General features: G+C 61.9%; 26 protein-coding genes and 1 pseudogene. 3 read left to right on the top strand and 24 right to left on the bottom strand.

Features of this window, described 5'->3' with window-relative positions; translation table 11 throughout:
• The 14 genes and pseudogenes from L6D80_RS07560 to L6D80_RS07495 all read right to left on the bottom strand — a co-directional run.
• The coding region (locus tag L6D80_RS07560; protein ID WP_236183035.1) for a hypothetical protein at positions 1-1,547 on the bottom strand (1,547 nt) is incomplete at its 3' end.
• 125 nt (positions 1,548-1,672) lie between these two features.
• Positions 1,673-1,975, bottom strand: coding sequence for a phage tail assembly protein (locus tag L6D80_RS07555; protein ID WP_054902079.1), 303 nt, complete (start codon positions 1,973-1,975; stop codon positions 1,673-1,675).
• Positions 1,976-1,986: 11 nt separating this feature from the next.
• Positions 1,987-2,496, bottom strand: a complete 510-nt coding sequence (locus L6D80_RS07550; RefSeq protein ID WP_054902080.1) for a phage major tail tube protein — start codon at positions 2,494-2,496, stop codon at positions 1,987-1,989.
• A 13-nt stretch (positions 2,497-2,509) separates the two neighbouring features.
• A complete protein-coding gene (locus L6D80_RS07545) occupies positions 2,510-3,676 on the bottom strand; it encodes a phage tail sheath subtilisin-like domain-containing protein (RefSeq protein WP_176513219.1) in 1,167 nt (388 codons plus the stop codon).
• An 86-nt stretch (positions 3,677-3,762) separates the two neighbouring features.
• Positions 3,763-4,458: a tail fiber assembly protein gene (locus L6D80_RS07540; protein WP_223849209.1), complete on the bottom strand. Its 696-nt coding sequence runs from the start codon at positions 4,456-4,458 to the stop codon at positions 3,763-3,765.
• An 8-nt stretch (positions 4,459-4,466) separates the two neighbouring features.
• Entirely contained in the window at positions 4,467-5,318 is an 852-nt protein-coding gene (locus L6D80_RS30240; RefSeq protein ID WP_349676102.1) for a tail fiber protein, read from the bottom strand.
• A gap of 1,551 nt (positions 5,319-6,869) precedes the next feature.
• Positions 6,870-7,922: pseudogene (locus tag L6D80_RS07530) on the bottom strand (phage tail protein); the annotation flags it as partial.
• Entirely contained in the window at positions 7,915-8,523 is a 609-nt protein-coding gene (locus L6D80_RS07525; protein WP_176513217.1) for a phage tail protein I, read from the bottom strand. The gene L6D80_RS07525 and the pseudogene L6D80_RS07530, both read right to left, overlap by 8 nt.
• A 1-nt stretch (position 8,524) precedes the next feature.
• Positions 8,525-9,406: a baseplate assembly protein gene (locus L6D80_RS07520; protein WP_176513215.1), complete on the bottom strand. Its 882-nt coding sequence runs from the start codon at positions 9,404-9,406 to the stop codon at positions 8,525-8,527.
• Positions 9,403-9,729, bottom strand: coding sequence for a GPW/gp25 family protein (locus L6D80_RS07515; RefSeq protein ID WP_054902086.1), 327 nt, complete (start codon positions 9,727-9,729; stop codon positions 9,403-9,405). The genes L6D80_RS07520 and L6D80_RS07515 overlap by 4 nt, the downstream gene beginning before the upstream one ends.
• An 87-nt stretch (positions 9,730-9,816) precedes the next feature.
• Complete coding sequence (locus tag L6D80_RS07510) at positions 9,817-10,377, bottom strand: phage baseplate assembly protein V (RefSeq protein WP_054902087.1); 561 nt, start codon at positions 10,375-10,377, stop codon at positions 9,817-9,819.
• Positions 10,374-10,871 carry a hypothetical protein gene (locus tag L6D80_RS07505; RefSeq protein WP_054902088.1) on the bottom strand — a complete coding sequence of 166 codons (498 nt, stop codon included), beginning with the start codon at positions 10,869-10,871 and terminating at the stop codon, positions 10,374-10,376. Before L6D80_RS07505 ends, L6D80_RS07510 begins: the two co-directional genes overlap by 4 nt.
• Before the next feature lie 11 nt (positions 10,872-10,882).
• Positions 10,883-11,221: a phage holin family protein gene (locus L6D80_RS07500; RefSeq protein ID WP_054902089.1), complete on the bottom strand. Its 339-nt coding sequence runs from the start codon at positions 11,219-11,221 to the stop codon at positions 10,883-10,885.
• 463 nt (positions 11,222-11,684) lie between these two features.
• Positions 11,685-12,422 (bottom strand): LexA family transcriptional regulator, encoded by a 738-nt coding sequence (locus tag L6D80_RS07495; protein ID WP_054902090.1) that lies wholly within the window; start codon positions 12,420-12,422, stop codon positions 11,685-11,687.
• Between the two features lie 184 nt (positions 12,423-12,606).
• On the opposite strand from L6D80_RS07495, the gene mutS reads away from it, so the two are divergent.
• On the top strand, positions 12,607-15,180 hold the full coding sequence (mutS, locus tag L6D80_RS07490; RefSeq protein WP_054902091.1) for a DNA mismatch repair protein MutS: 2,574 nt from the start codon (positions 12,607-12,609) through the stop codon (positions 15,178-15,180).
• Positions 15,181-15,320: 140 nt separating this feature from the next.
• On the top strand, positions 15,321-15,644 hold the full coding sequence (fdxA, locus tag L6D80_RS07485) for a ferredoxin FdxA (protein ID WP_054891051.1): 324 nt from the start codon (positions 15,321-15,323) through the stop codon (positions 15,642-15,644).
• Positions 15,645-16,145: 501 nt separating this feature from the next.
• Here fdxA and rpoS read toward each other — a convergent pair.
• The 8 genes from rpoS to L6D80_RS07445 form a co-directional block, all read right to left on the bottom strand.
• Positions 16,146-17,153 (bottom strand): RNA polymerase sigma factor RpoS, encoded by a 1,008-nt coding sequence (rpoS, locus tag L6D80_RS07480; RefSeq protein WP_008099655.1) that lies wholly within the window; start codon positions 17,151-17,153, stop codon positions 16,146-16,148.
• 108 nt (positions 17,154-17,261) lie between these two features.
• A complete protein-coding gene (locus L6D80_RS07475) occupies positions 17,262-18,119 on the bottom strand; it encodes a peptidoglycan DD-metalloendopeptidase family protein (RefSeq protein ID WP_054902092.1) in 858 nt (285 codons plus the stop codon).
• Between the two features lie 165 nt (positions 18,120-18,284).
• The gene (locus tag L6D80_RS07470; RefSeq protein WP_176513241.1) at positions 18,285-18,923 is read right to left on the bottom strand and encodes a protein-L-isoaspartate(D-aspartate) O-methyltransferase; all 639 of its coding nucleotides are present in this window, start codon (positions 18,921-18,923) and stop codon (positions 18,285-18,287) included.
• Between the two features lie 38 nt (positions 18,924-18,961).
• Positions 18,962-19,711 carry a 5'/3'-nucleotidase SurE gene (surE, locus tag L6D80_RS07465; RefSeq protein WP_176513213.1) on the bottom strand — a complete coding sequence of 250 codons (750 nt, stop codon included), beginning with the start codon at positions 19,709-19,711 and terminating at the stop codon, positions 18,962-18,964.
• A complete protein-coding gene (gene truD, locus L6D80_RS07460) occupies positions 19,699-20,757 on the bottom strand; it encodes a tRNA pseudouridine(13) synthase TruD (protein ID WP_176513211.1) in 1,059 nt (352 codons plus the stop codon). The genes surE and truD overlap by 13 nt, the downstream gene beginning before the upstream one ends.
• A complete protein-coding gene (ispF, locus tag L6D80_RS07455) occupies positions 20,754-21,227 on the bottom strand; it encodes a 2-C-methyl-D-erythritol 2,4-cyclodiphosphate synthase (protein WP_054902096.1) in 474 nt (157 codons plus the stop codon). The genes truD and ispF overlap by 4 nt, the downstream gene beginning before the upstream one ends.
• 76 nt (positions 21,228-21,303) lie before the next feature.
• Positions 21,304-22,158 carry an S-formylglutathione hydrolase gene (gene fghA / locus L6D80_RS07450; RefSeq protein ID WP_176513209.1) on the bottom strand — a complete coding sequence of 285 codons (855 nt, stop codon included), beginning with the start codon at positions 22,156-22,158 and terminating at the stop codon, positions 21,304-21,306.
• 8 nt (positions 22,159-22,166) lie between these two features.
• The gene (locus tag L6D80_RS07445; protein ID WP_054902098.1) at positions 22,167-23,279 is read right to left on the bottom strand and encodes an S-(hydroxymethyl)glutathione dehydrogenase/class III alcohol dehydrogenase; all 1,113 of its coding nucleotides are present in this window, start codon (positions 23,277-23,279) and stop codon (positions 22,167-22,169) included.
• A gap of 107 nt (positions 23,280-23,386) precedes the next feature.
• Here L6D80_RS07445 and L6D80_RS07440 point away from each other — a divergent pair, with 107 nt between their 5' ends.
• On the top strand, positions 23,387-24,283 hold the full coding sequence (locus L6D80_RS07440) for a LysR substrate-binding domain-containing protein (RefSeq protein ID WP_054902099.1): 897 nt from the start codon (positions 23,387-23,389) through the stop codon (positions 24,281-24,283).
• 37 nt (positions 24,284-24,320) lie between these two features.
• Here L6D80_RS07440 and ispD read toward each other — a convergent pair whose 3' ends face one another.
• Both ispD and ftsB read right to left on the bottom strand, forming a co-directional pair.
• Entirely contained in the window at positions 24,321-25,028 is a 708-nt protein-coding gene (gene ispD, locus L6D80_RS07435; protein ID WP_176513207.1) for a 2-C-methyl-D-erythritol 4-phosphate cytidylyltransferase, read from the bottom strand.
• Positions 25,025-25,306, bottom strand: coding sequence for a cell division protein FtsB (gene ftsB, locus L6D80_RS07430; RefSeq protein WP_023534037.1), 282 nt, complete (start codon positions 25,304-25,306; stop codon positions 25,025-25,027). Before ftsB ends, ispD begins: the two co-directional genes overlap by 4 nt.
• Between the last annotated feature and the right edge of the window lie 11 nt (positions 25,307-25,317).

The following is a 25,317-nucleotide window of genomic DNA, read 5'->3' as shown; positions in this document are numbered from 1 at the left end:
CCCACCCCACCCACCGCCGCACCGACACCCCGCGCCTTGTCTTCATCAACGCCGCCGGCGATCGCCACGCTGCCGATGGTATCGAGCCTGCCGATATGCCCCTGCGCCTCCCCATGACGGGCCATCCCGGGGATTGAGGGCCAAGTGTTCGCTGGCGGCTGCTCTGCCTGTTTGTAAGCGCGCTGCCCTGCGGCCATCGCTATCAACGCGGTGGACGAACCGAAGACACCGATGGAACTGGATGCCGTCTGCTCTTCCAGCGCCATGCTCAGCGATCGCGCATCCATCTCAGATAACGCTTCGTTGCTATCCGGTTCGGCCTTGTCATCAACAGCGGCGTTGCCAAAATAACCTTCGCGCCTGCGCCCCTGCTTGCTGGCCTGCTTGCGTGTGCTCAGTGTTGGTGAAGCCGCGCCCAGCAGTGGGTCACCTGTTTTCGCGGCCTCGTCTGCAATCGGCGCCTCGCCACTATCCCCGGCAGCCTCGTTACGCGGGTGCCTCTGCTCAACCAGCGGGCGCGTTTGCCAACGTTGAGGATTGATCGGCGGGTCGCCCCCTTTCTGTAAGCAATCACAGACCACAGTGAGCCCTGCCGCGCCGAAACCAGCGACCACCATCGGCTCCATTCCAGCAGGTCCCCAAGGGATCGTTTGCTCCGGTTTGGCTGAGCCTGCCGCACTGGCTGCAGGTGCGCTGCTATCAGGGTCCGGGTTGGGTTTGCCCTGCCCCATAATCCATCTGAACAGTCTCCCCCCGGCCAGATCACCAACAGCTTCGCCAAGATAGCCGCCAAACTTGGCCCCTTGTTCTTTGGTCAGCTTCCCCCTGCTCAAGACGGATAGGACAGTACCCAGCAAACGCCCGCCCTGCTCGCCCAGGGCGGCACCCACGCCGCGCGCTTTCGTTTCACCGTCATCGTCGGTAATCAGCGCTTTGCCGATCTTTCCGGCAGCATCGATACGATGCTCCTGCCACTCCTGGGTGGTAGCCCTCTCCAGCCGTCGCTGGGTACGCGCCGGCTGCCGCTGCATGGCCTTTTTCCCACCGACAGAGATGGCAAGCGCTGTCAAACCGAGACCACCGGCCGCCAGCACGGCGCGTTGCCACGGCGCTGCGACGGCGGGGGCGTTAGCGGGTGGCCCGGCAGGGGGCGGCGCCGGGTCAGTTCCAGCGTCGACCTGCCTGTGTTGCTGCCAGACCGGGGCCTGGGGCTCAAGCGGTTTCAGCCGCGATAGGCCGGCGATAACCTGGTCCAGCAGCAGATAGTGCTGGCGCAGGCGTTCCACCGCATCGATTTCGTCATTGAGCCGAGTAGTCTGCTCCCCATGCTGCTGTGCCTGGTCCAACGCCAGCTGCCGTTCAATCTGGCGCACCGCGCCGAGCGCAAGCCCCAGGCGGATCACTTCGCCGATGAGCCTGTCAAAGCGGATAACATCGGCCTGCGTGCGCAGCTGCGCGATATCGCGGCGCAGCAGGTCGATGGCGCTCCCCAACGGATGGATGACAGTGACGCCGAGCTCGAGGATGAACAGCTGTGTGTTCGCCATACGTTCCTCCTTGTCACGGTGCGAGCCACCAGACCATGTCGCTGTACGACATGGTCATGATTTCGCTCGCGGAAAAGTTCAGCTCCTTGGCCAGCCGCCGGGCGGCGGCCTTCTGCCGGGCCGGGTCAAAGTTCGTCGTCCTGCACCAGGCGAAAGTATCCCGTCTGCAGGCGGCTGTAGTCCTTCACAGCGAGGCCTTCGAGATCTTTTATGCCGACCTCGGCCAACGACGCGAACAGGTTCAGTTCGCGCTGCTCATCATCTGCGGCACCGCCGGCATGGGCATTGCGGATATCGCGTACAGTCGGCGCGCGCAACGCCAGGCTGTCGACCTGCACACCGTTGGCCTCGCTGGCCCGGGACAAACGGACGGTGACGCGGTCGGCGCTCAGGGTCAGCCACTGTGGAAGCTTTTTCGCTTGAGACATGCTCGTTCTCCTTACAGGCCAAGTGCGGCGCGCTGGGCGGCCAGTTGGTCGACCCCATCAACCACGCGCTTCATGCCCAGCGCATCGATCTCGTAGACCAGGCGCCCATCGACTTCGAGCTTGTAGTAAGTGAGGCCGACGCTGTGTTTGATCTCGGCCTTGTCGCCGGATTTCCAGTCACCCATGTCGATTTCCTTCAGCGAGCCACGCAGGGTGACCACCACAGGGTTGATCCTGCCCTTGAGGCCCTTGAAGGCACCGCGGAAGGTGCCGTTGAAGCCGCTGCCATCGGCCAGGCCGAAGAACTTCAGTGCCTCACGACGCACACCGGTAGTGGTGAAGGCGGCTTCCTGTTTTTCCATGCCCAGGTCCATCTCCACCGGCATGTCCATGCCGCCCGGGCGGTGCTCCTCCATCTTCAAGGTGAGCTTGGGCAGGGTCAGGCTGGGTACATCGCCCTGGAAGCTGACGCCGTCGACGAACAGGTTCAGGTTGGCCAGGGTTTCGGGAATCATTGCCATGTTAATGCGCTCCTTAAGCGGCGGAATCGAGGACTTCGGTCAGCCACTGATTGGTGACTTCAACGCGGAAATTGGGGTTTTCGGCAGGCGGCACATCAGTGAAGCGGATGTTCCAGTACACCTTGCCTTGCTCCAGCTGGCTGGCAGTGTTCAGTTCCGGGTCGGCATAGACCTCGAAATTGATGATCGCGCCCTGGTTCTTGAGGTCACGCATGAAGGCCTGCAGGCCCTCGGTGACATCCTTGACGTAGGTCGCGGTGATCGAACGATCGACCGCCCACTTGTGCCCGTAGAGGATTGCGTCCATGACGATGTCCAGGGTCCGCACGCGGGTGACGAAGGCCCATTTCGGGTCGCTGGACAACGTGCGGTTGCCCCACAGGCGGAAACCATCGTCGCGGATGATGGTCGCGATGTTGGCGTTGTTCAGCAGGTTGGCGCGGCAGCCGTCGTCGCCATCGAGGAACTCGACCGGGCGAGTCGTACCGGTAATGCCGACGAACGACTTGTTCGACGGCGAGGCCCAGAAACCGTACTCGCTGTCGGTCCAGGCAAACAGGCCGGCGACCCAGGCCGAGCCGGGCGCGTCGACGGTGGCTTGCTCACCGTTGTCCCAGTACTGCACACCTGGGTCGACCAGGAAGGCGCGTTTGGCGCCGAAGCCGGCGGCGTAGGCAATGGCCGCCTCGTCGGTGGTGTTGGGGCCATCGAGGATGGCGATACCGCGCAGCTTGTCCGCCAAGGCTACCAGTGCAGTGCCAACAGCCTCGGTCGCGCTGTGCTTGGGAGCGACCAGCAGACGGGGTTGGGCGTTGAAACGGCTTTTGCCATCGAGCAACGCCTGCAGCCCGGTACGCTTGCCGTCAGCCAGCACGCCACCGATGATGGCCGAGGTTTGCTCGGCCGCGTCGGTCAGCTTGGCCACACCGCAGGCGACGATTACCGCCTTGGTCCGGGTGAAGACGGCCTGGCACGCCTTGGTGATGGCCGAGTCGGCACCGAAGGCGGCCACCGCCTCGCGCTCGCTGGAGATCAGCACCAGGTCATTGGCTTTGGCGGTTGCGCCAGCGCCGGGGGTGAAAGTGTCGACCAAGCCGATGATCGAGGACGATGGCAGGGCAATGCTGCGCGCGCCAGTGTCTACGCTCGTTACGGTAACGCCGTGGAAAAAACCACTCATAAATTCATTCTCCAGAAATGAGACGGCCCCGCATGCGGGGCCTTGTGGTACAGCAGAAAAGAAAACGCCCCGTCGGTGCGGGGCGTCTATGCGGTTTGCGAGGCCAGCCAGGCGGCCAAGGCTTCATCGTTGGGGCTGCTCGGCCAGTCGTCATCGGCAGGCGCGCTGGTGGTGATATCCAGGCGGCTCAGCTCCACGCGGTAGACCTTCCAGGCCTTGAGGGCGGCCGTTTCCGCGTCGCTAGCCATTTCCAGCTCGACCGCATCCTGCAGCGTGCTTATGCGCGCAGTGGCATACTGGGTGGCCATGGCTTGTCTGCGGTACGCCGACTGGCGCGCCACCTCAGCTATAGCCGCCTCGTCCGGAACCCATTCGTCATCCTCCCAGGTGTCGAACTCCGTCGACGGCGCTTGCAGGGTATAGCCCTCGGGCAGATCGCCCAGTGCCTGCCACTGGCGGGGCTCGCCGGTTTCGATGCTGTAGACCGTGGCGCCACGATGGTCGGCGACCAACTCCCAGCCATCACTGGTGCGATTGATCAGCGCAGCAAGGCCCTCGCCCAACTCGGGCGGTTCTATTGGGTAGCTGTAGGCCGGGTACAGCCATACACCCGGCTCCAGCGGGCTAGGGTCAGCGTGAGAGATACACAAAAATTCGCCGGTACCGCGATGCACGTTACACAGTTTCGGCGGTATCACCCCCGGCAGTTGCCACCAGGGCATTATCTCGGCCGGCTCCTGTAAGGCTGGCGAGTCGATCATTTCGATAACTTCGGCATTCATGGGTTACCTCAATACTTGATGCAGGCCAGATAGGCCCGGTTAGCCATGCGGGTTTCGTTACCACCGTTCGCGCTGATCGTCAGGGTGTGCGAGTGGGTGCCGCTAGCTGATGTGGTAGTGGTGTCTGTGCCTTGAATAATTTGATCGCCATACACAGCGTTAACGTTGCTAGTGGAAACACCGTCTACATACTCACGCTTATTGGTAATGACGTGCGTGTGCGCGCCGGTGCTGTTCGTCGTGCCTTCGTGGATGTGCGACTCGTTCTGGCCGGCCTGGCTCGAGAACAAGGCTCGTCCCGAGTCGGCCGCGTTGAGGCCGTCTGTCCACGCCCGGTCAATTAGCTCGCGGTCATCCGGCAAGTTGAAGGTGGTCGAGCCGTTGCCGGCACCAAATTGGGTGCCGATAGCTGCGAACAACGCGGCGTAGGTGGTACGCGAAACCGCTGCACCATTGCGCTTGAGCCAGCCGGCCGGCGGCGTATTGCGCGCGAAGTGAGCGACCTGACCCACAGGCGCGGCCATGTCCACCTTCTTGTTAACCCACAAAGTTGTAGGCGCTCGACTGCTGTTGTCGTCGTCAGCTGGGGATAGCACAGATACGCCGCAGCTCATGGTCACCGCCCCGGTAGCCAAGTTGAACTGGAACGGTCGCAGTGAATTGAAGTTCCCCGACGAGTTTCCGGCGTCAGTCACCAAGTAGTAAAAGTTTCCGTTGTCGACTCGCTGAATTACGCCATAGGTGCCAAGGCTATGGATGAAGCGCTGTACGTTGTCGCCCTTAAATACGGCTTCTCCCGTGAAGGTGGGCGAGTTCGTTTTTGCCAACTCTCGCCAATCGCTCCAATTGCCTGCAGTCATGCGCCGGAAATGCATCGTATCCAGCGATGCGCCCACCAATGATGGAATGAACACTTGCGCACAATATGCGCTTCCATCCATGTACTGGAACGACAGCAGATAGCCGTTCGCCGATGACTGGCCTTGCGTGCCGACTGGGCTGTTAGTCGGATTGATGCAATACGAAAGCCCGCCTTGGGTCAGCGTATTGATATCAACGCCCGACTTAACGTTGTAACCGCCGATACCAAACGACGCCATAGCGTCACTGACCACCTTACCGATCTCGCTAAGCGTGCCGCGCTTGTTGATGAAATAGTTCGTAGTGGACGCTTGCAGCTCAACCCATTCGCCAACTTGAAGAGAAGCCGAGTTAACGGTGTTGTTTTTCTCGAAAATTTTCCCATTTGCTGGAGCACTGATGGTGACGACGCCAGAACTTACATTACGGATAACGTAGGTTCCGCCCGATCCCGCATCTGCGGCCGTTGGCAGCGAGACTGTAACCGGTGCAGTCACATTAAAGGCGTATCCCGTCTGCGACCCTAGTAGCGTGATATCTGCACCAACGCCGACCACATTACCGCTGTAATTGCGCTTGAAAGTATTGATGCCCTGCAACAGAGCGGCCATGGTAGCCAGTTGGCCAGTGTTGGTCCCCACGGCAGCAGTCGGGGCCACCGGCGTCCCTGTGAATGCCGGCGAGTCTAAACGCCCGACCTGCTGCCAGTCGGCCCACGCGCCGGACGCCTTCGAGCGCCAGAACAATCGGGCGTTACCAATGTTGTTACTGCAACCTCCCGTCAACTGGAAGCAGCCTGTTGGGTTGAATTGGATATGCAGCAGCGCCATGGACGAGTTCGCGAACGGCGTGTTTAACGCTGTACCCGTGGCCCGATAAAGCCCCGTCTTGGTAACTTCGTTGAAATCTGTGATGGCGGCGCCATCGCCCCCTAAACCGAACGCCTGCAAAGCGGCCAGTAGAGCGGCCATTGTGGCAAGCTGCGGCGTATCCGTACCGACCGGAGCCGTGGGTGCGGTCGGCGTACCCGTCAAGCTGGGCGAATCCAATTCAGCTACTTCTTTCAGCTTGCCGCGCCCCACCACAAACCAAGCCGTGCCGGAAGACACCAGCTCCACCCACTCCAACGGCTTAAGAGCCATCGATCCGACCGTACTGCCAGCATCGACAATCGAGCCCGACGTGGCCACTACGATGGTCTGCGTCGCAGTAGTCGACGGGTTGCGCAGCATCACAGAGGCGCCGTTGCCAACATCGTTAACCGATGGTAAGGCCAAGGTCACCACGCCGGAGTTGAATTGCACAGCATTACCCATCTGCGCAGCGGTCAGCGTCAGATTGCCACTGACGCCGATAACCGCAGACTTGAACTGGCGCGCAGACGCCGCTACTGCGGTGGCCAGGGCGGCCATGTTGGCTGCCTGCAGGCCCTTGCTGCTTGCCGCCGGCGTGGGTACCTCTGGCGCGCCGGTGAACTTCGGAGAAGCCAGCGGCGCCTTTTTCGCCAGTTCGTTGACCATGGTGGTGGCGAAGCTTGGATCGTTGCCAATGGCATCGGCCAGCTCTTTCAGTGTGTCCAAGGCACCCGGCGCAGAATCCACCAGGCCATTCACCGCGTTGGTGACCGAATCGGAAATAGCCTTGGCGATTTCGGTCCGGTTGTAGGTTTCCGACTTGGTGTACACATCGGTAATGCCGTAACCCGCAACGGTAGTCGGGTTGGTCGCGGCAACCACACGGCCGTACTTGTCCACCTGCACGCTGCGATAGGTACCGGCGAGTACACCACTGCGGCCAAAGGCCATTTCAAACGACAGCGCCGTTACGCCCAGGCTGATAGGTGCGTCGGTCACCAGCTGCCAGGCGCTATCACTATTGACCGTGCCCCTCTCCACCAGGACGAGCAAGCCAGGTGTCACCTTGGCATTGCTGTCAGCGTCGACGGAGCGCGTCCAGGCACCGCCGGCCACCACGGTATAAATACCGTTTTCCTTGGCAGCGGCCTGGTTCTTCACCAACACCCGCGCACCGGCAGTCAGCGCTACGCCATCAATGGTCTGCAGGCCGCTCAAATTGATGCCAGCCGTGGTGGCCACCAACACCGAATGCTTGAAGTCCTGCCGCGCCAGTTCTTCGGTCACCCATTCACGAGTGGCCAGTACCACACTGGGGTCGATCTTGAGCTGCACATTAGCGGCGCTGCTGACCACCAGGCTCATGCGTACGATCTGGGTACGGCCAGAGCCTTGTGACAGTAACGGCTTGTAGGTCGGCGCACAGTTGGCCACTGCCACCAAGTCGCCATCGGCGTCGTACAGGCCGATTTCGCGAATCCACTTACCGCCGACGTCGGCCGGGATCACCTGCTCAGCCACGATGATGGAGGGGTCTTTGTCATCGACCTTCAACTGGTTGAGTGGTGCCCGGCGCCACTCGTTGATAAGGCGGGTTTGTGTTGCGCTCGGCGTCGGATCGGTGCCGTTGGCATCGCCCACCGCCAGCTGCGTGATTTTCCAAGCGATGCCCAGGGCATCTGCGTTGGCCTGCTTTGCGGCGCCCACGTTCGTGAGAATCGCGTAAAACTGCGAATTCTGGTCAACCATGTGAAATTTCCAGTGTGTCGATTGTGGTTTCGCGGCCACCACGGCGCATCACGCCGGTGACCTCAATGTCGCGCTGCCTAGGCGGGTACACGTCCAGAGTGTCTCCCTCGCTCAGGCTCGCGCCGAGGTAGTACCGGCCAGTGGCTTCCAGGCTGATTTCCAGGCCGACCATGTGCCGGCTGACTGGCCGGGCGTCATCGAGCAGCGCCGACAGCTCGCGGTAGGTTTCTTCGCTGATGCCCGAATTGGAGACACCGACCTTGAGCGCGAAAGTGCCAGGCACGCCCTGCGGCTGCAGGTTGAACCACTCCACCACCTCAATGAGGTAACCGAACGGCTCGACCACTCGGCGCAGCGCGCCAACGGTGCCCTTGTGCTTGTGGATGTAGAACGCCGAGCGGATCACCGAACGCTTTGTCGCTTCGGTCCACTCATCGTCCCAGCGATCCACCGACCAAGCCCAGGCCAGCTGATACAGCAGATGCGACGGGCAGGTGTCGGGGTTGTACAGGGTTCGCAGCGTGACGGCGGTTGCCTCAGCGTCGGCGCCCTCCACGGCCCGCTCCAGCGGCGTGGCGTTTATCGGCAGTAGGCTGGCCATGTCAGGCCCCCCGCACGACGGTGAAACCCTCACACCAGGCCGCCTGTGCCTTGCTCGGCTTGATGTCGACCCAGCCAGGTATCTCCACACGCGTGACCCCATCAATATGCAACTGGGCATCAATGGCCGACCGTGCCACTTCCACGCCCAGTCGCCGGCGGGGGTTCTTCCAGGCCTCCAGGCGCGCCCGGCACTCAGCCAGGATGGCCTCGTTCTCCGGACCATTGCCCGCCATGAAGACTTTGGCGTCGACCCGATAGGGCAGAATCTGCGCACTTTGCACCGTCAGGCGATCGGCGACGGGCCGCACGTCGTCGTCATTCAAATAAGCCGAAACAGTGCCCAGCAGCTCGGCCGAGGCCGTGCCGTTGCCCTCCTGCGAAAGCACCGTCACCACCACCACGGCCGGTGACGGGCTTTCGGCGGTGGCGTCAGCCACCTGCCCCGAGGCATTGCGGGCATGCAGGATGTAACTGTTACGCGGGCCGGCCGTGGTGAGGCCTTCGTAGACCAACTGCACCCTCTCGCGCAGAGCGTCGTCGGATTCGAGCAGTGCGGCGATCGGCGGTACACGGGTGAGGTCCTGGGCCTGGATCACCAAGCGCCGCAGGCTGACATTGGCCGCCAGGTGTTCAAGATCGGTGCCTCTTGCGTAGGCGAGCAGCAGTGATTTGGCCGCATCGTTGATCCGTGCCCGATTGAGCAACTTGCGGTAGGCACCGACCTCCAGCAGTTTGATGACCGGGTCGCTTTCCAGGGTGGCGGACCAGCCCTCACCCATATGTTCGCGAAACGTGTCCAGGTCAGCCTGGTAAAGGCTTTCATAATCAAGGGACTCAAGCAGCTGGGGGGCGGGCAGTTTCGACAGGTCTACCTGGCTCATACGCTCACCTCCACCAGCGCGTCATCGCCCAGGTAACGGCCCTGCAACGCCAGACGAACCTGGCCGTCGAGCACTGCCACGACCTTGACCCGCTCCAACTTCAACCGTGGCTCCCAGCGGCCCAGCGCCCGGGCCACCTCCGCCTGCACGGCGCTCTTCCAACCTTCATTGACCGGCAGGTCGACAAAGCGGCGCAACTGGCTGCCGTATTCCGGGCGCATGCGTCGGCTACCCAATGGAGTGGCAAGGATATCTTCGATGGACTGGCGCAAGTGGGCGACCCCGGCCAGTGGCTGGCCGGTGCGGCGGTCCATGCCGATCATGGCGCACCTCCTGCTCTGGCGGTGCCCGGTGGGTGGGTATGCATGGCATCCTCCTGAAATGAAAAAGCCCGCAGTGGCGGGCCTGGTTCAGTGCTTGTGGTTGGCGGTATTGCCGGCGGTGTCGATGATTCGGCCGCCGCCATTGATGTCGCCGCGTACCGTCAGCGGGCCATCGATGACGACGTTGCCCGTGAGATTGATAGCGCCCGCCTGCAGGCTGATCGCGCCATCGTTGACCTGCACAGCGCTGGCCCCGACCTTGATGCTGACATTTCCACTGGGCAGCTGGATGTCGTAACGCCGTGCCTGCCAGTCGTAGGTCAGCGAGCCCCCGTCGTCGAACTGCCAGACTTCGGCATGCTCGCGCAGGTCCGGTGGATTGCCGGCATTGCCATAGAGGCCGGGTATGAACGTACCTTGGGCCGGCTCGCCACTCGGGCTGAGCAAGACACCCTGCTCTCCCAGGCTGGGTGCCCGCCAGTGGCGGGCCTTGCCAGCGGCCAGCGCATGCCAGCGCAGCCAGGCGCTGGTCCAGCCACTGCCGTCGGAAACCCGCACCCGGGCGGCGGCAAGGTCTACAGCCACCACCCGGCAGGGGATGAGCAGACAGGCCAGCATGCGGTCATGCATTGCACTGACGTAACTCATGACAGCTCTTCCGGGGTAATGTAGTGGCCTTCGTTACCCAGCCCCACATCAGGTGCAAACCCCAGCATCAGGCTGCCTGGTGGCTGGTCCGGCCAGTCCCAGCGCGGCTCACCGAGCAGCACCGGTTGGTCCCAGCGCACCGTCCAGGCACTGCCTTCGAACTGCGCCTGTACATTGCGGCTGGCTTCGACAAACTCCAGCGCCCAATGCTGCTGGCGCAGCAGGTCCATCAGTTGCGCGGCCAGCAGGCTACCCTGCAGGCGAGCCTCGGGGTTGGCGCTGTCGGCGATGATGTCCGCCTCGAACGTAGCGATCAGCACCGAGCGGCCGTCACGCGGTGCAGTATCGGCCGTCATGCGCACGATGCCATGGCGCAATGTCGGCCGTTCAGGAGCACTTGCGACAGTTGCATATGCATCAACTGACGCCAGCTCCGGCATAGCCTCACGAATGATTGCGGTCACTGCCGCATGTAAAGTGGCCAGTTCGCTCATGCCTGTTCTCCTTATCGCTCGTCGATAGACGCGTTGTCGCGCAACCCCAACCGCCGGATGGCCCAGCGTTCGTAAAGGCGCATGGCGACATCCGCCCCGCCCACCGCGGTAAGGCAGCCAAACGCACTGGCCGCCCAGATCGACAGCCCACCGGCATACAGCAGCATCACGGTGGAAACGCCGCAGACCATGCAGGCCCCGGAGCGCAGCGCCAGCCGTCGCAGCAGCGACCAGCCCGTGGCACCGGCCTTGTCGGCTCGCCACATTTCGCCGCTGAGGCCGCCCAGCAATGCCAGGACGATTACCAGCCAGAGCGGCATTTCCAGCAACGCTTGTTGCTCGTTCGTCACTGTCCTGTCTCCTGTGTAATGCCTGCCGGCGCTAGCCAGCAGGTCGGTTGTGGGTTAACTCGGTATTCCAAAAAGCCCGGTTCCCAGGCTTTTCAGTAATACGTTGTCGAACCGCCGGCCACGACTGGTGACGCCGTGCGGTTGCGCTGCAAATTAGTGACTCCGACCGCGGCCACCTGCCCGCCGGATAACTGATCGTGGTGCTTTACGCTGCACACCCGGGCCAGTTGCCAACCCTCTGAACAGTTGAGGCCTGTTCATCGCTGCCTGTGTCACAACCGGTTTACGTCCGGCTTGAGACACAGGCTATGCATTAATGCATATGCAGTCAATGCATTTCTTCACATTTCTATGCGAAAGATTTTGCTGAAATGCATGAAAGCCTTGCCCGCTCTGGGTTGTAGGACTTTTCTCTAGGCGAAAAAAAACCCGCCGAAGCGGGTTTCTTGAGAAGAACGAAGGGTCAGCGAGCGTACATGCCCCACCAGAACACATGCCCCAGCAGGCTGATCTGCTCTTCCTGCATCTGCTGGAAGCTGTAGTCCTCATCAGGGTGCTCGTCACGGTTGAAGCTGCGCAAGCGTATGCCGATGGGCAGGCGGTAAACCTGTTTCACCCGCAACTGGCCATTGTGGTTGATGGCATACAGGTCGCCGTCGATGATGTCACCGATCGAGCATTTGCCAGTGTTGACTCCCACCGTGGCGCCATCGCGCAGTACCGGCAGCATGCTATTGCCGCGTACGGTCACGCATTTGGCCTGGTCGAACTGCACACCGTTATGGCGCAGGCTGCGCTTGCCAAAACGCAAGCGCGCCCGCTCGCTTTCCTCGATGACGAATCTTCCTGATCCTGCTGCCAATTCGACCTCGCGAAGAAAGGGTACGGACACCTCGTCGTCCTCGACGGGCGTTTCATCGTCCCACAGGCTGATGTCGCTGAGGTCCGCATGGCCATGGGCGGGTTGCGCCGCTTCACGTGATTCGCCAAGTGCTGCACGGCCGCGTAACTGCTCGGTGCTTACCCCAAAGTAGTCGGCGATCTTCGACACGTGTTTGTCCGAAGGATCGACGATCTTCCCGCTGAGGATGCGCGACAGGGTGGATTGAGGTACGCCCGTGCGCCGGTGCAGCTCTGTCGGGGACAGGCCGTGGCGGTCGAGCAGTTCTCTGAGTACGGAAGCTACATTGCGTTTTTGCATAACGTGCATAATGCAATTGGCCGGCAGGAAATGCAATACAGCCGTCTTTATAAGCGTGCGTGTGTCCTCCGGCTGGTGCGGGCGATTGCATTGAACGCCCTTGCTGCCCTGCAACGCGGCGAAAAAGCCTGTACCATTGCGGGTTTCATAATCGCCAACCAGATCACCCGCTGTAAGGCCCTGAATGTCTGATCTTTCCGCACACACCCCGATGATGCAGCAGTACTGGAAGCTGAAAAATCAGCATCCGGACCAGCTGATGTTCTACCGCATGGGCGACTTCTACGAAATCTTCTACGAAGATGCGAAAAAGGCCGCGAAACTGCTGGATATCACCCTGACCGCGCGCGGTCAGTCGGCCGGCCAGTCGATCCCCATGTGCGGGATTCCGTTCCATTCGCTGGAAGGCTACCTGGCCAAACTGGTCAAGTTGGGCGAGTCCGTGGTGATCTGCGAACAGATTGGCGACCCGGCTACCAGTAAAGGCCCGGTGGAGCGCCAGGTGGTGCGGATCATCACCCCCGGCACCGTCAGTGACGAAGCGCTGCTCGACGAGCGCCGTGACAACCTGATTGCAGCGCTGTTGGGCGATGAACGCCTGTTCGGTCTGGCAGTGTTGGACATCACCAGCGGCAACTTCAGCGTTCAGGAAATCAAAGGCTGGGAGAACCTGCTGGCCGAGCTCGAACGCCTCAATCCGGTTGAGCTCCTGATCCCGGACGACTGGCCCCGTGACCTGCCCGCCGAAAAACGCCCGGGCGCCCGCCGACGTGCCCCGTGGGATTTCGACCGTGACTCGGCGCGCAAGGCGCTGTGCCAGCAGTTTGCAACCAAGGACCTCAAGGGCTTCGGTTGCGACAAGCTGACCCTGGCCATCGGTGCCGCCGGTTGCCTGCTGACCTACGCCAAGGAAACCCAGCGCACCGCTCTGCCCCACCTGCGCAGCCTACGCCACGAGCGCCTTGACGACACCGTGATCCTCGACGGTGCGAGCCGCCGCAATCTGGAGCTGGACATCAACCTGGCGGGAGGGCGCGACAACACCCTGCAGTCGGTGGTCGACCGCTGCCAGACCGCCATGGCCAGCCGCTTGCTGACCCGCTGGCTGAACCGCCCGCTGCGCGACCTGAAAACACTACAGGCACGGCAGGACTCGATCCGCTGCCTGCTCGATAGCTACCGCTTCGAAAAACTGCAGCCGCAGCTCAAGGAAATCGGCGACATCGAACGCATCCTGGCGCGTATCGGCCTGCGCAATGCCCGACCGCGTGACCTGGCGCGCCTGCGAGATGCCCTGGGTGCCTTGCCTGAGCTGCAAAATGCCATGGCCGAACTGGAGGCACCGCACCTGGCACGCCTGGCCGCGATCACCGGCACCTACCCAGAGCTTGCCAGCCTGCTGGAACGCGCCATCATCGACAACCCGCCAGCGGTGATCCGCGACGGCGGCGTACTCAAGGCCGGCTATGACAGCGAACTGGACGAACTGCTGGCGATCAGCGAGAACGCCGGACAGTTCCTCATTGATCTGGAAGCCCGCGAAAAAGCCCGCACCGGCCTTGCCAACCTGAAGGTCGGCTACAACCGTGTGCACGGTTACTTTATCGAGTTGCCCACCAAACAGGCCGAGCAGGCCCCGGGCGACTACATTCGCCGGCAAACCCTAAAAGGTGCCGAGCGCTTCATCACGCCAGAACTCAAGGCGTTCGAGGACAAGGCGCTATCGGCCAAAAGCCGTGCCCTGGCCCGCGAGAAGATGCTCTACGACGCACTGCTCGAAACCCTGATCAGCCACCTCGCGCCGCTGCAGGACAGTGCCGCTGCGCTGGCCGAGCTGGATGTGCTGAGCAACCTTGCCGAACGTGCGCTGACACTCGACCTGAACTGCCCACGCTTCGTCGACGAACCCTGCCTGCGTATCGACCAGGGCCGTCACCCAGTAGTCGAGCAGGTCTTGACCACACCGTTCGTGGCTAACGACCTGAGCCTGGACAACAGCACACGCATGCTGATCATCACCGGCCCGAACATGGGCGGTAAGTCCACTTACATGCGCCAGACCGCACTGATTGTGCTGCTGGCACACATCGGCAGTTTCGTCCCGGCAGCCAGTTGCGAGCTGTCGCTGGTCGACCGCATCTTCACCCGCATCGGCTCCAGCGACGACCTGGCAGGCGGTCGCTCGACCTTCATGGTCGAAATGAGCGAAACCGCCAATATCCTGCACAATGCCACCGATCGCAGCCTGGTGCTGATGGACGAGGTAGGCCGCGGCACCAGCACCTTCGACGGCCTGTCGTTGGCTTGGGCGGCTGCCGAGCGCCTGGCACAGTTGCGCGCCTATACGCTGTTCGCCACCCATTACTTCGAGCTGACCGTACTTCCGGAAAGCGAACCGCTCGTGGCCAACGTGCACCTTAACGCCACCGAGCACAACGAGCGTATCGTGTTCCTGCACCACGTGTTGCCGGGCCCTGCCAGCCAGAGCTATGGCTTGGCGGTGGCGCAGTTGGCGGGTGTACCATCCCCAGTCATACAGCGTGCCCGCGAGCACCTGGGTCGTCTGGAAACCAGCAGCCTGCCGCATGAGTTGCCGGCGGCCAAGAAGACCAAGGGTGAGCCGCAGGCGCCGCACCAGAGTGACCTGTTTGCCAGCCTGCCCCACCCGGCCATCGAGAAGCTGGGTAAGCTGGAGCTGGATGACATGACCCCGCGTCAAGCTATCGAAATGCTATATCAACTAAAGAACCTGTTATAACGGCGCCCACTACAAGCTGGTAGAATCCGCCGCGGTTTGCTGGTGCTGCAGGTTATTAGCCTGGCCTGCAGCCACATGCCTGTAAACCGCGCGGCCCTGAGAGGAAGGGCCGCCGCCGTTGCCTGAGGAGAGAACTAGAAATGACCTTCGTCGTCACCGACAACTGCATCAAATGCAAATACACCGACTGCGTGGAAGTCTGTCCGGTGGACTGCTTCTACGAAGGCCCGAACTTCCTGGTCATTCACCCGGACGAGTGCATCGATTGCGCGCTGTGCGAGCCTGAGTGCCCGGCCCAGGCCATTTTCTCGGAAGACGAAGTGCCTGCAGGCATGGAGAATTTCCTCGAGCTCAACGCCGAGCTGGCGGAAATCTGGCCGAACATCACCGAGCGTAAGGACCCCTTGCCTGACGCCGAGGAATGGGACGGCAAGCCTGGCAAGATTGCCGACTTGGAGCGTTAATCGCTCGGATACGAAAAAGGCCCACAACGGGCCTTTTTTCATTTTATGCAGGCAAAAAAAAGGGGCGGTTTGACCCGCCCACATTTTTTCCGTAGTCCCTGATTGTCCCAAACATCGTCCTGATGAATCGCTTCTTGCGATGTCCTTGGCCTTCGTCCTGAAAGCCTGTGCATGTCCCTGTGCACAGTTCGAATACTAGCGACTTCGGTGGCGCAGGCAACTGCAACACCTCTCAGGAAGTTACCGGGGACACATTTCCACAAATCAAAAAAAATCATTATTTTCAGTTACTTACGATTTTTTCGGATCTGAAAACGACAATGATTTACTACTCCTTACATGCATGGCTTACACCACGAGTAAGCAAAGGCTTACACGCAATGCATCTGGGGTAGCGTTGGACATAATGCTTGGCCCTCACGATGACGGCACGAGCGGCAGGCCTGACACAAACAAAAACGCCCCGAGGTATTCGGGGCGTTTTTGTTTGCGGGTAATCGCTTACTGGAACAGCGACTCGCTGGAAAGGCCGTTCTTCTCGAGAATCTCGCGCAGGCGCTTGAGGCCCTCGACCTGGATTTGCCGAACCCGCTCACGGGTCAGGCCGATCTCCAGGCCAACATCTTCCAACGTGCTGCTCTCATGACCACGCAGGCCGAAGCGACGGACGACCACCTCACGCTGCTTGTCGGTCAGCTCACCCAGCCACTGATCGATGCTCTGCGACAGGTCGTCATCCTGCAGCAATTCGCACGGGTCGGTTGGCCGATCGTCGGTGAGGGTATCGAGCAGGGTCTTGTCTGAATCCGGGCCGAGGGAAACGTCGACCGAAGAGACTCGTTCATTGAGACCAAGCATACGCTTGACCTCTGCGACGGGCTTCTCCAGCAGGGTGGCGATTTCTTCAGGAGACGGTTCGTGATCGAGCTTCTGTGTCAGCTCCCGCGCAGCACGCAGGTAGACATTGAGCTCCTTGACCACATGGATCGGCAAACGAATGGTGCGGGTTTGGTTCATGATGGCCCGCTCGATGGTCTGGCGAATCCACCAGGTCGCATACGTCGAGAAACGGAAACCACGCTCCGGGTCGAACTTCTCGACCGCCCGGATCAACCCCAGGTTGCCCTCCTCGATCAAATCGAGCAGGGAGAGGCCGCGATTCACGTAGCGACGGGCAATTTTCACAACCAGGCGCAGGTTGCTTTCGATCATGCGCTTGCGGCCAGCGGGGTCGCCCTTTTGCGACAGACGCGCAAAATGCACTTCCTCTTCCGGCGACAGCAGAGGCGAGAATCCGATCTCGTTGAGATACAACTGGGTAGCATCGAGCGCCCGGCTGTAATCGATGTACTTGTGTTGCTTGAGCGAAGAGCCTGACTTGGCTCTGGTCCGAACCGACGGTACAGCAGGTTCGTCTGACACCACATCCGTTTCCAAAACGATACCCGTCTCCATGAGGAGGACGTCATCGTCGATGTCAAACTCCGGCGCTTCTTTATTGAGAGCCATTGTTATAGTCCTTTGCTGAGTTCGAACTCAGACTCAAGCAACGCCTGCATCCCTGGCATCGCTGGAGCCTGTCCCCTCTACATCACAGGAACAGGCCGGGTACAACAATCAACGGCGTGGCAGGAACTGGAGAGGATCGACGGGTTTGCCCTGGCGGCGAATCTCGAAATGCAGCTTCACCCGATCAGTGCCCGTAGACCCCATTTCAGCAATCGACTGCCCTGCCTTGACCTGCTGCCCCTCCCGAACCAAAAGCCTGCGGTTGTGACCGTAGGCACTGACGTAGGTATCGCTGTGCTTGATGATGATCAGTTCGCCGTAGCCCCTCAAGCCACTCCCGGCATAAACCACCGCACCATCAGACGCAGCAAAAACAGGCTGTCCCAAATCACCGGCGATATCAATGCCTTTATTCAAACTACCGTTTGAAGCGAATTTTCCAATCAGCACGCCATTGGCCGGCCAGGTCCAGCCGCCAACGGCACGCTCTGCGGCGGGCACCGTGGTAACCACCGGTGTAGCCGTGGTTGGGGTTGTTGACGCCGTTTTACCGCCGCTCCCCGCAGGCGTGATAGTCGTCCCCACGGGGCGACGAATGACCGTAGTCTTGCTTGACGATGAGGGGTTGGACACCACGGTGGTGCTGCCGGTGGAGCCGCTGCTGAAACGGATCGCCTGGCCTGGACGGATGGTATACGGGGCAGCGATACCGTTACGCGCGGCCAGCTCCTTATAGTCCCAGCCATAACGGAAGGCGATGGAGAACAGCGTATCGCCAGGTTTGACGATGTACTGCCCAGAGGTCACGGTCGGCCGCTTGGGCGCCGCGTTGTTGCGGTCGACCACGCGCGCACCGCTCGAGCCGGTGCTGGAGCAACCCGCCAGCAGGGTGCCCATGGCCAGTGCAATCACCAGAAGCTTGAAACCCGACCGATCCTTGCGCTGCCGAATGACTGTGTGACCCACCCGCGCTCCCCTCATGGTGCCGAAAATCGATAATACGACAAGAAATGCAATAATGTTGCAATTATAACCAAGCCCAGACGCATTGGCAGGCTCGTCAGCAATGCTCCGCCAGATAGACAGGGCGGCGCGGCTAGAATTCGTCGCCGCTGCAAAAAATCCGCGATATCAGGCCAACGGGCCGTTCAACAGTGGCACGAAGCGCACCGCCCCCAGCACGCGCCGTGAGAAGCCCTGCTCCTCGCGGACGATCAGCATCAGTTGCTGAACCTCTCCAGCCGGGCCCACCGGGATCACCATGCGACCGCCCGGCGCCAATTGGTCGAGCAATGCCTGTGGTACTTCCGGCGCCACCGCAGTGACGATGATGCCGTTGTAGGGGGCCAGCGCCTGCCAGCCTTCACATCCGTCCCCCCACCGAAACACCACGTTGCGCAGGTTCAACTCGACCAGGCGCTCTTTGGCGCGGTCCTGCAGAACCTTGATACGCTCCACCGAGAACACGCGCTCCACCAGCTGGGCCAGGATAGCTGTCTGGTAACCCGAGCCAGTGCCGATCTCCAATACCTTGTCCAGCGGCCCTGCCTCCAGCAGCAGCTCGCTCATGTGCGCCACCATGAACGGCTGGGAGATGGTCTGGTTGTGCCCGATCGGCAGTGCGGTGTCTTCGTAGGCGCGGTGCGCCAGCGCCTCATCGACGAACAGGTGGCGTGGCGTGCGGCGAATGGCGTCCAGTACTTTGCTGTTCGACACCCCCTCCTCCAGCAAGCGCTGGATCAGCCGCTCCCGCGTGCGCTGAGAGGTCATGCCGATACCACGGCGCTGCAGATCGTCCTGTTCGCGCATCAGAGCACGCCCTCCAGCCAACCATCGAGCTGCTCGAAAGCGTCGTTGAACGTGCGGTCCAGCTGCAGCGGAGTGATCGACACGTAACCTTGCATCACCGCATGGAAGTCGGTACCCGGCCCGCCATCCTCGGCGTCACCGGCCACGGCGATCCAGTAGCCTTCCTTGCCACGCGGGTTGACCACCTTGGTGGGCGCCGCAGCCCGCGCCCGGTGACCGAGGCGGGTCAGCTGGATACCCCGAATGTGCTCCAGCGGCAGATTGGGGATATTGACGTTGAGCACGGTGCGCGGCGGCAGTGTCAGGCGCGATTGCGCCTCCATCAGGCGGCGGGCGATATAGGCCGCGGTTGGCAGGTTGTCGGGCAGGCGCGACAACAACGAGAACGCCAGCGACGTGCCCCCCAGAAAACGCCCTTCCAGCGCAGCCGCCACCGTGCCGGAATAGATCACGTCATCGCCCAGGTTGGCACCGAGGTTGATACCCGACACGACCATGTCCGGCGTATAGGGCAACAGCCCATTGAGCCCCAGGTGCACGCAGTCTGTGGGCGTGCCATTGAGGCTGATGAAGCCGTTGGCCAGGGTCTGCGGGTGCAGCGGCCGGTCCAGCGTCAGCGAACTGCCGGCGCCGCTCTTGTCTTGATCCGGGGCGATCACAACGCACTCGGCATAATCCGCCAGCGCAGCATGCAGCGCGGCGAGGCCAGGTGCGGTAACACCGTCGTCATTCGAAATCAGAATACGCATGGGCTGTCCGTCTGCCCTGCCGGCACCAGATCGACGAGTTCGCGCACCACGACGGTGGCGAAGCATCCGGCCGGAAGGACGAATTCCAGTTGCAGGATATCAGGCTCGGGATAATGCCACGTCAGGCCGCCAATAGGGAGCCGCAGGATGCGCCGTTCTTGACTCATGCCTGCACCGGCAAGCCATTGGCACAGCGCTGGATGCTGCGCGGCGACGGCCGCCTCCCGTTCGCCAGCCACACCCGCTGCGGGTGTCGGGCCTTCACCCCACATCGGACCGGTGGGGTGCAAATCGAGAATGGCCAGGCGCGGATCGCTACATTCCTGCTCGCCAGCAGGGAAAAAGCTACGGCTGTCGGTGAACGCCAGCAGGTCACCGACCTGAGCGCGCTGCCAACTGCCATCGGCAACACGGGCCGCCAGCACCTGATTGAACACATAGCTGCGTGCGGCAGACAGCAGGCGCGAGCGCACATTGCGCTGCTCCGGCAGAGCCTTGCGCGCAGCCCAGTCCTGAGCGTCGTGGATGTTGCCGCCAGCATGCCCGAAGCGCTGACTGCCGAAATAATTCGGCACCCCTTGCTGCTTGAGCAATGCCAGGCGGGCATCGAGTGCCTGATGGTCGGCCGTCATGGCCGTCAGGCGCAGGGTGAAGCCATTGGCCGAGTGGGCACCGCGCTGCAGCTTGCGCTGGTGGCGTACCTGTTTGAGTACGCGCAGGCTGGCATCTTCTGCCCGCGACAGGTCTGGGTCGGCCTTGCCCGGCAGGTGCAGGCTGAACCACTGCCGCGTCAGGGCCTGACGATCCTTGAGGCCGGCATAGCTGATCGAGCGCACCGGCACACCGGCGGCACGGGCCAGACGACGAGCGGCCTCTTCGGTGTTGAGGTCACGCTTTTCGACCCACAGCCACAGGTGCTCGCCCTGGCCGGACAACGGGATGTCCAGCACTTCGTCGACCTGGAAGTCTTCCGCCACTGCCTTGAGCACGGCGCTACCCAGCGAATCACCCGAGGCGCGCGGGCCCAGCAGGTCCTGTTCGGTCATGCTGGCAGCAGCAGGGCGACCGCATGCACGGCGATGCCCTCCTCGCGACCCGTGAAGCCCAGTTTCTCGGTGGTGGTGGCTTTGACGTTGACCTGGTCGAGCTCGACCTGCAGGTCTTCAGCGACCTGTTGGCGCATAGCTTCAATATGCGGGGCCATCTTTGGCGCCTGGGCAACGATGGTGGTGTCGACGTTGCCGACTTTCCAGCCCTTGGCCTGGACAATGCCGACCACATGGCGCAGCAGTACGCGGCTGTCGGCGCCCTTGAACTGCGGGTCGGTATCGGGGAAGTGTTTGCCGATATCACCCAGCGCTGCCGCGCCAAGCAGGGCATCGCTCAGGGCGTGCAGCAGCACGTCACCGTCGGAATGGGCCAGGAGGCCGTATTTGTGGGGGATACGCACCCCACCCAGGGTAATGAAATCACCGTCGCAGAAACGGTGCACATCGTAGCCGTGGCCAATACGCATAGAAAAACGCCCTGATTGAGTCAGGGCGTGATTCTACCTGCTTTGCAGGTGGTTGGGCGGCTTTTGGACCGCAGCCTTACACCCTGCCCAGTGCCACCGCATGATGGCGCAGGTGTTCATCGATGAAGCTGGCAATGAAGTAGTAGCTGTGGTCATAGCCAGGCTGCAGGCGCAGAGTCAGCCCATGGCCGCCCTTGCGTGCCGCCTGCTCCAGCGCCTCAGGCTTGAGCTGTTGTGCGAGAAAGTCGTCCCGGTCGCCCTGATCGACCAGCAGCGGCGGGCATTCGCCCGCAGGCGTCTCGGCCAGCAGCACGCTGGCATCCCATTCCCGCCAGCGCGCACGGTCGTCACCCAGGTAGCGGCTGAAAGCCTTTTCACCCCAGGGGCAATCCATCGGATTGCTGATCGGCGAAAACGCCGATACCGACCGATAGCGCCCCGGGTTGCGCAGGGCGCACACCAGCGCGCCATGCCCGCCCATCGAGTGGCCACTGATGCTGCGCCGGTCAGAGGCCGGGAAGTGCGCCTCGATCAGTGCCGGCAGCTCATGCACCACATAGTCATGCATGCGATAGTGCTGGGCCCAGGGCTGCTGGGTGGCGTTGAGGTAGAAACCCGCCCCCAGCCCAAAGTCCCAGGCGCCATCAGGGTCGCCCGGCACCTGCGCGCCACGCGGGCTGGTGTCCGGCGCGACGATGATCAGGCCAAGCTCGGCAGCCAAGCGCTGGGCGCCGGCCTTCTGCATGAAGTTCTCATCGGTGCAGGTAAGGCCGCTCAGCCAGTACAGCACGGGCAACTTCTCGTCCTGCTCGGCCTGCGGTGGCAGGTAGACAGCAAACACCATGTCGCAGCCCAGCACCTTGGATTGATGCCGGTAACGCTTGTGCCAGCCGCCGAAGCTCTTCTGGCAGGAGATGTTATCCAGGCTCATGGCAGACCTCAGAAGTGGATCACGCTGCGAATGCTCTTGCCTTCGTGCATCAGGTCGAAGGCCTTGTTGATGTCCTCCAGGCCCATGGTATGGGTGATGAAGGTGTCCAGCGGGATCTCGCCCTTCTCGGACATTTCCACGTAGCTTGGCAGCTCGGTACGACCACGCACGCCACCGAAGGCAGAACCGCGCCAGACGCGGCCGGTCACCAGCTGGAACGGACGGGTAGCGATCTCCTGACCGGCACCGGCCACACCGATGATCACCGATTCACCCCACCCCTTGTGGCAGCACTCCAGGGCAGCACGCATCAGCTGCACATTGCCGATGCATTCGAAGGAAAAGTCCACGCCGCCATCGGTGAGGTCGACGATCACTTCCTGAATCGGGCGGTCGTAGTCTTTCGGGTTGATGCAGTCAGTGGCACCCAGCTGGCGGGCGATTTCGAATTTGGCCGGGTTGATATCGATGGCGATGATGCGCGAGGCCTTGGCCTTGACCGCACCGATCACCGCCGACAGGCCGATACCGCCCAGGCCGAAAATGGCCACAGTGTCACCTGCCTTGACCTTGGCCGTGTTGAGCACTGCGCCGATACCGGTGGTCACGCCGCAACCGAGCAGGCAGACCTTTTCCAGCGGTGCTTGTTTCTGGATCTTGGCCACGGAGATTTCCGGCAGCACGGTGTACTCGGAGAAGGTCGAGGTGCCCATGTAATGGAACAGCTGCTGGCCTTTGTACGAGAAGCGGGTGGTACCGTCCGGCATCAGGCCCTTGCCCTGAGTGGCCCGAATGGCCTGGCACAGGTTGGTCTTGCCCGAACGGCAGAATTTGCACTGGCCGCACTCTGGGGTGTACAGCGGGATCACATGATCACCGACGGCTACCGACGTGACGCCCTCGCCCACTGCCTCGACGATAGCGCCGCCTTCATGGCCGAGGATCGACGGGAAGATGCCTTCAGGGTCAGCGCCGGACAGGGTGTAGGCGTCAGTGTGGCAGACACCGCTGGCGACCACGCGCAGCAGCACCTCGCCCGCCTTGGGCATGGCGACGTCCACTTCGACGATTTCCAGGGGTTTCTTGGCCTCGAAGGCGACGGCAGCGCGGGACTTGATCATCAAGGGTCTCCAGACAGAAGGACAATTCAGGCTTGCAGTGTAATTCAGCTCGTTTTGGTTAATAATCCGAGCAAGGACAAAACATTATTGCTGTACAGGGATAATCGATGAGCAGTCGCTGGGAAGGCATCGACGAATTCGTTGCGGTGGCCGAGTCCGGTCAGTTCACCGCCGCTGCCGAGCGCTTGGGCGTGTCGTCTTCACATATCAGCCGGCAGATCGCCCGCCTGGAAGAACGCCTGCAAACGCGCCTGCTGTATCGCAGCACCCGCCGTGTCACGCTGAGCGAAGCTGGGCAGACATTCCTGCAGCACTGCCAGCGTCTGCAGGACGGTCGCGAAGAAGCGATGCGTGCCATGGGCGACTTGGCCAGCGAGCCCAAAGGGCTGCTGCGCATGACGTGCGCCGTGGCCTACGGAGAGCGGTTCATCGTGCCGCTGGTCACTCGCTTCATGGCGCAGTACCCGCAGTTGCGTATCGAAGTGGAACTGAGCAACCGCACGCTCGATCTGCTGCATGAAGGCATGGACCTTGCGGTGCGGCTGGGGCGGCTTGCCGATTCCAGGCTGGTAGCCACGCGCCTGGCACCGCGGCGCATGTACCTGTGTGCCTCGCCTGCCTATCTGGAACGCTATGGCCGACCGCACAGCCTGTCGGAGCTGGCCCGGCATAACTGCCTGGTCGGCAGTTCTGACCTGTGGGCATTGCAGCAGGATGGCCGCGAGATCAGCCAGCGGGTACAGGGCAACTGGCGCTGCAACAGCGGGCAAGCGGTGCTGGATGCCGCGTTGCTGGGGATGGGGTTGTGCCAGTTGCCGGACTATTACGTGCTGGAACATCTCAACAATGGCGCACTGATGTCGCTGCTCGAAGCGCATCAGCCACCGAACACGGCGGTGTGGGCACTGTACCCGCAACAGCGGCACCTGTCGCCGAAGGTCCGGCGGCTGGTGGACTATCTGAAGGAAGGGTTGGCGCAGTTGCCAGCGTATCGGGTTGCTTGAGAGGCTCAGCTGAGCCTCCAGGCCTCGCACAGGCAACTCAGTGGCGGTTGGCCCAGCGCTGGCGGAGCCACTCCAGATCCTCCGGCCGGGTCACCTTGATGTTGTCGTTGCGCCCTTCGATCAGACGCGGCGCCTGGCCCGCCCATTCGATGGCGGACGCTTCATCGGTCACCACCACATCGGACACCAAACACTCCGCCAAGGCCCGGTGCAAGGCCCCCAGGCGGAACATCTGTGGCGTATAAGCCTGCCAAATGGTGCTGCGGTCCACGGTAGCGCTCACCCGGCCATTGGCATCGGCACGTTTGAGGGTATCCCGCGCGGGTACCGCCAGCAGCCCCCCTACGGGGTCGTCCGCCAGTTCCGACAACAAACGGTCCAGGTCAGCGCGCGCCAGGTTCGGCCGCGCCGCATCGTGCACCAACACCCAGTCGCTGTCCGACGCCCCTTGGGCGTGCAACAGCAGCAAGGCATTGAGTACTGAGTCCGCACGTTCGTGGCCACCGGTCGCACGCTGGATGCGTGGATCGCTGGCGCAGCGCAAGCCAGGCCAGTAAGGGTCATCCGTAGCGATGCTGACCACCACGCCCTTGAGCGTCGGATGGCCTAGAAAACAGTCGAGGCTATGCTCGAGGAGGGTTTGCCCACCCAATTGCAAATATTGCTTGGGGCGGTCTGCAGCCATGCGGGCACCGACACCCGCAGCAGGAATCACGGCCCAGAAAGCCGGTAATGTATCGATCATTTTTGTGGCAGCTGGAAGAGGGTTTCGCCCTCTTTGACCATTCCCAGTTCATGACGAGCCCGTTCTTCGACGGTCTCCATACCTTTCTTCAACTCCAGGACCTCGGCGTCGAGCACGCGGTTACGCTCCAGCAGCCGCTCGTTCTCGGCATGCTGCTCGTCGATCTGCTGCTTGAGCTCGGCCACTTGCGCCAGGCTGCCGTTACCCACCCAAAGGCGGTACTGCAGGCCACCGAGCAGCAGGAGCAGGACAAGGAACAACCAATAGGGACTGCGCATCAAGGTATCCA

It is taken from the genome of Pseudomonas ceruminis, assembly GCF_021602025.1.
Lineage (GTDB): Bacteria > Pseudomonadota > Gammaproteobacteria > Pseudomonadales > Pseudomonadaceae > Aquipseudomonas > Aquipseudomonas ceruminis.
This window is presented reverse-complemented; position numbering and strand designations above follow the sequence as displayed.

Excerpts from the sequence above, each read along its gene's own strand:
- L6D80_RS07555 (WP_054902079.1), bottom strand. The coding sequence starts at position 1,975 with ATGTCTCAAGCGAAAAAGCTTCCACAGTGGCTGACCCTGAGCGCCGAC.
- L6D80_RS07550 (WP_054902080.1), bottom strand. The coding sequence starts at position 2,496 with ATGGCAATGATTCCCGAAACCCTGGCCAACCTGAACCTGTTCGTCGAC.
- L6D80_RS07545 (WP_176513219.1), bottom strand. The coding sequence starts at position 3,676 with ATGAGTGGTTTTTTCCACGGCGTTACCGTAACGAGCGTAGACACTGGC.
- L6D80_RS07540 (WP_223849209.1), bottom strand. The coding sequence starts at position 4,458 with ATGAATGCCGAAGTTATCGAAATGATCGACTCGCCAGCCTTACAGGAG.
- L6D80_RS30240 (WP_349676102.1), bottom strand. The coding sequence starts at position 5,318 with ATGACTGCAGGCAATTGGAGCGATTGGCGAGAGTTGGCAAAAACGAAC.
- L6D80_RS07525 (WP_176513217.1), bottom strand. The coding sequence starts at position 8,523 with ATGGCCAGCCTACTGCCGATAAACGCCACGCCGCTGGAGCGGGCCGTG.
- L6D80_RS07520 (WP_176513215.1), bottom strand. The coding sequence starts at position 9,406 with ATGAGCCAGGTAGACCTGTCGAAACTGCCCGCCCCCCAGCTGCTTGAG.
- L6D80_RS07515 (WP_054902086.1), bottom strand. The coding sequence starts at position 9,729 with ATGATCGGCATGGACCGCCGCACCGGCCAGCCACTGGCCGGGGTCGCC.
- L6D80_RS07510 (WP_054902087.1), bottom strand. The coding sequence starts at position 10,377 with ATGAGTTACGTCAGTGCAATGCATGACCGCATGCTGGCCTGTCTGCTC.
- L6D80_RS07505 (WP_054902088.1), bottom strand. The coding sequence starts at position 10,871 with ATGAGCGAACTGGCCACTTTACATGCGGCAGTGACCGCAATCATTCGT.
- L6D80_RS07495 (WP_054902090.1), bottom strand. The coding sequence starts at position 12,422 with ATGCAAAAACGCAATGTAGCTTCCGTACTCAGAGAACTGCTCGACCGC.
- mutS (WP_054902091.1), top strand. The coding sequence starts at position 12,607 with ATGTCTGATCTTTCCGCACACACCCCGATGATGCAGCAGTACTGGAAG.
- fdxA (WP_054891051.1), top strand. The coding sequence starts at position 15,321 with ATGACCTTCGTCGTCACCGACAACTGCATCAAATGCAAATACACCGAC.
- rpoS (WP_008099655.1), bottom strand. The coding sequence starts at position 17,153 with ATGGCTCTCAATAAAGAAGCGCCGGAGTTTGACATCGACGATGACGTC.
- L6D80_RS07470 (WP_176513241.1), bottom strand. The coding sequence starts at position 18,923 with ATGACCTCTCAGCGCACGCGGGAGCGGCTGATCCAGCGCTTGCTGGAG.
- surE (WP_176513213.1), bottom strand. The coding sequence starts at position 19,711 with ATGCGTATTCTGATTTCGAATGACGACGGTGTTACCGCACCTGGCCTC.
- truD (WP_176513211.1), bottom strand. The coding sequence starts at position 20,757 with ATGACCGAACAGGACCTGCTGGGCCCGCGCGCCTCGGGTGATTCGCTG.
- ispF (WP_054902096.1), bottom strand. The coding sequence starts at position 21,227 with ATGCGTATTGGCCACGGCTACGATGTGCACCGTTTCTGCGACGGTGAT.
- fghA (WP_176513209.1), bottom strand. The coding sequence starts at position 22,158 with ATGAGCCTGGATAACATCTCCTGCCAGAAGAGCTTCGGCGGCTGGCAC.
- L6D80_RS07445 (WP_054902098.1), bottom strand. The coding sequence starts at position 23,279 with ATGATCAAGTCCCGCGCTGCCGTCGCCTTCGAGGCCAAGAAACCCCTG.
- L6D80_RS07440 (WP_054902099.1), top strand. The coding sequence starts at position 23,387 with ATGAGCAGTCGCTGGGAAGGCATCGACGAATTCGTTGCGGTGGCCGAG.
- ispD (WP_176513207.1), bottom strand. The coding sequence starts at position 25,028 with ATGATCGATACATTACCGGCTTTCTGGGCCGTGATTCCTGCTGCGGGT.
- ftsB (WP_023534037.1), bottom strand. The coding sequence starts at position 25,306 with ATGCGCAGTCCCTATTGGTTGTTCCTTGTCCTGCTCCTGCTGCTCGGT.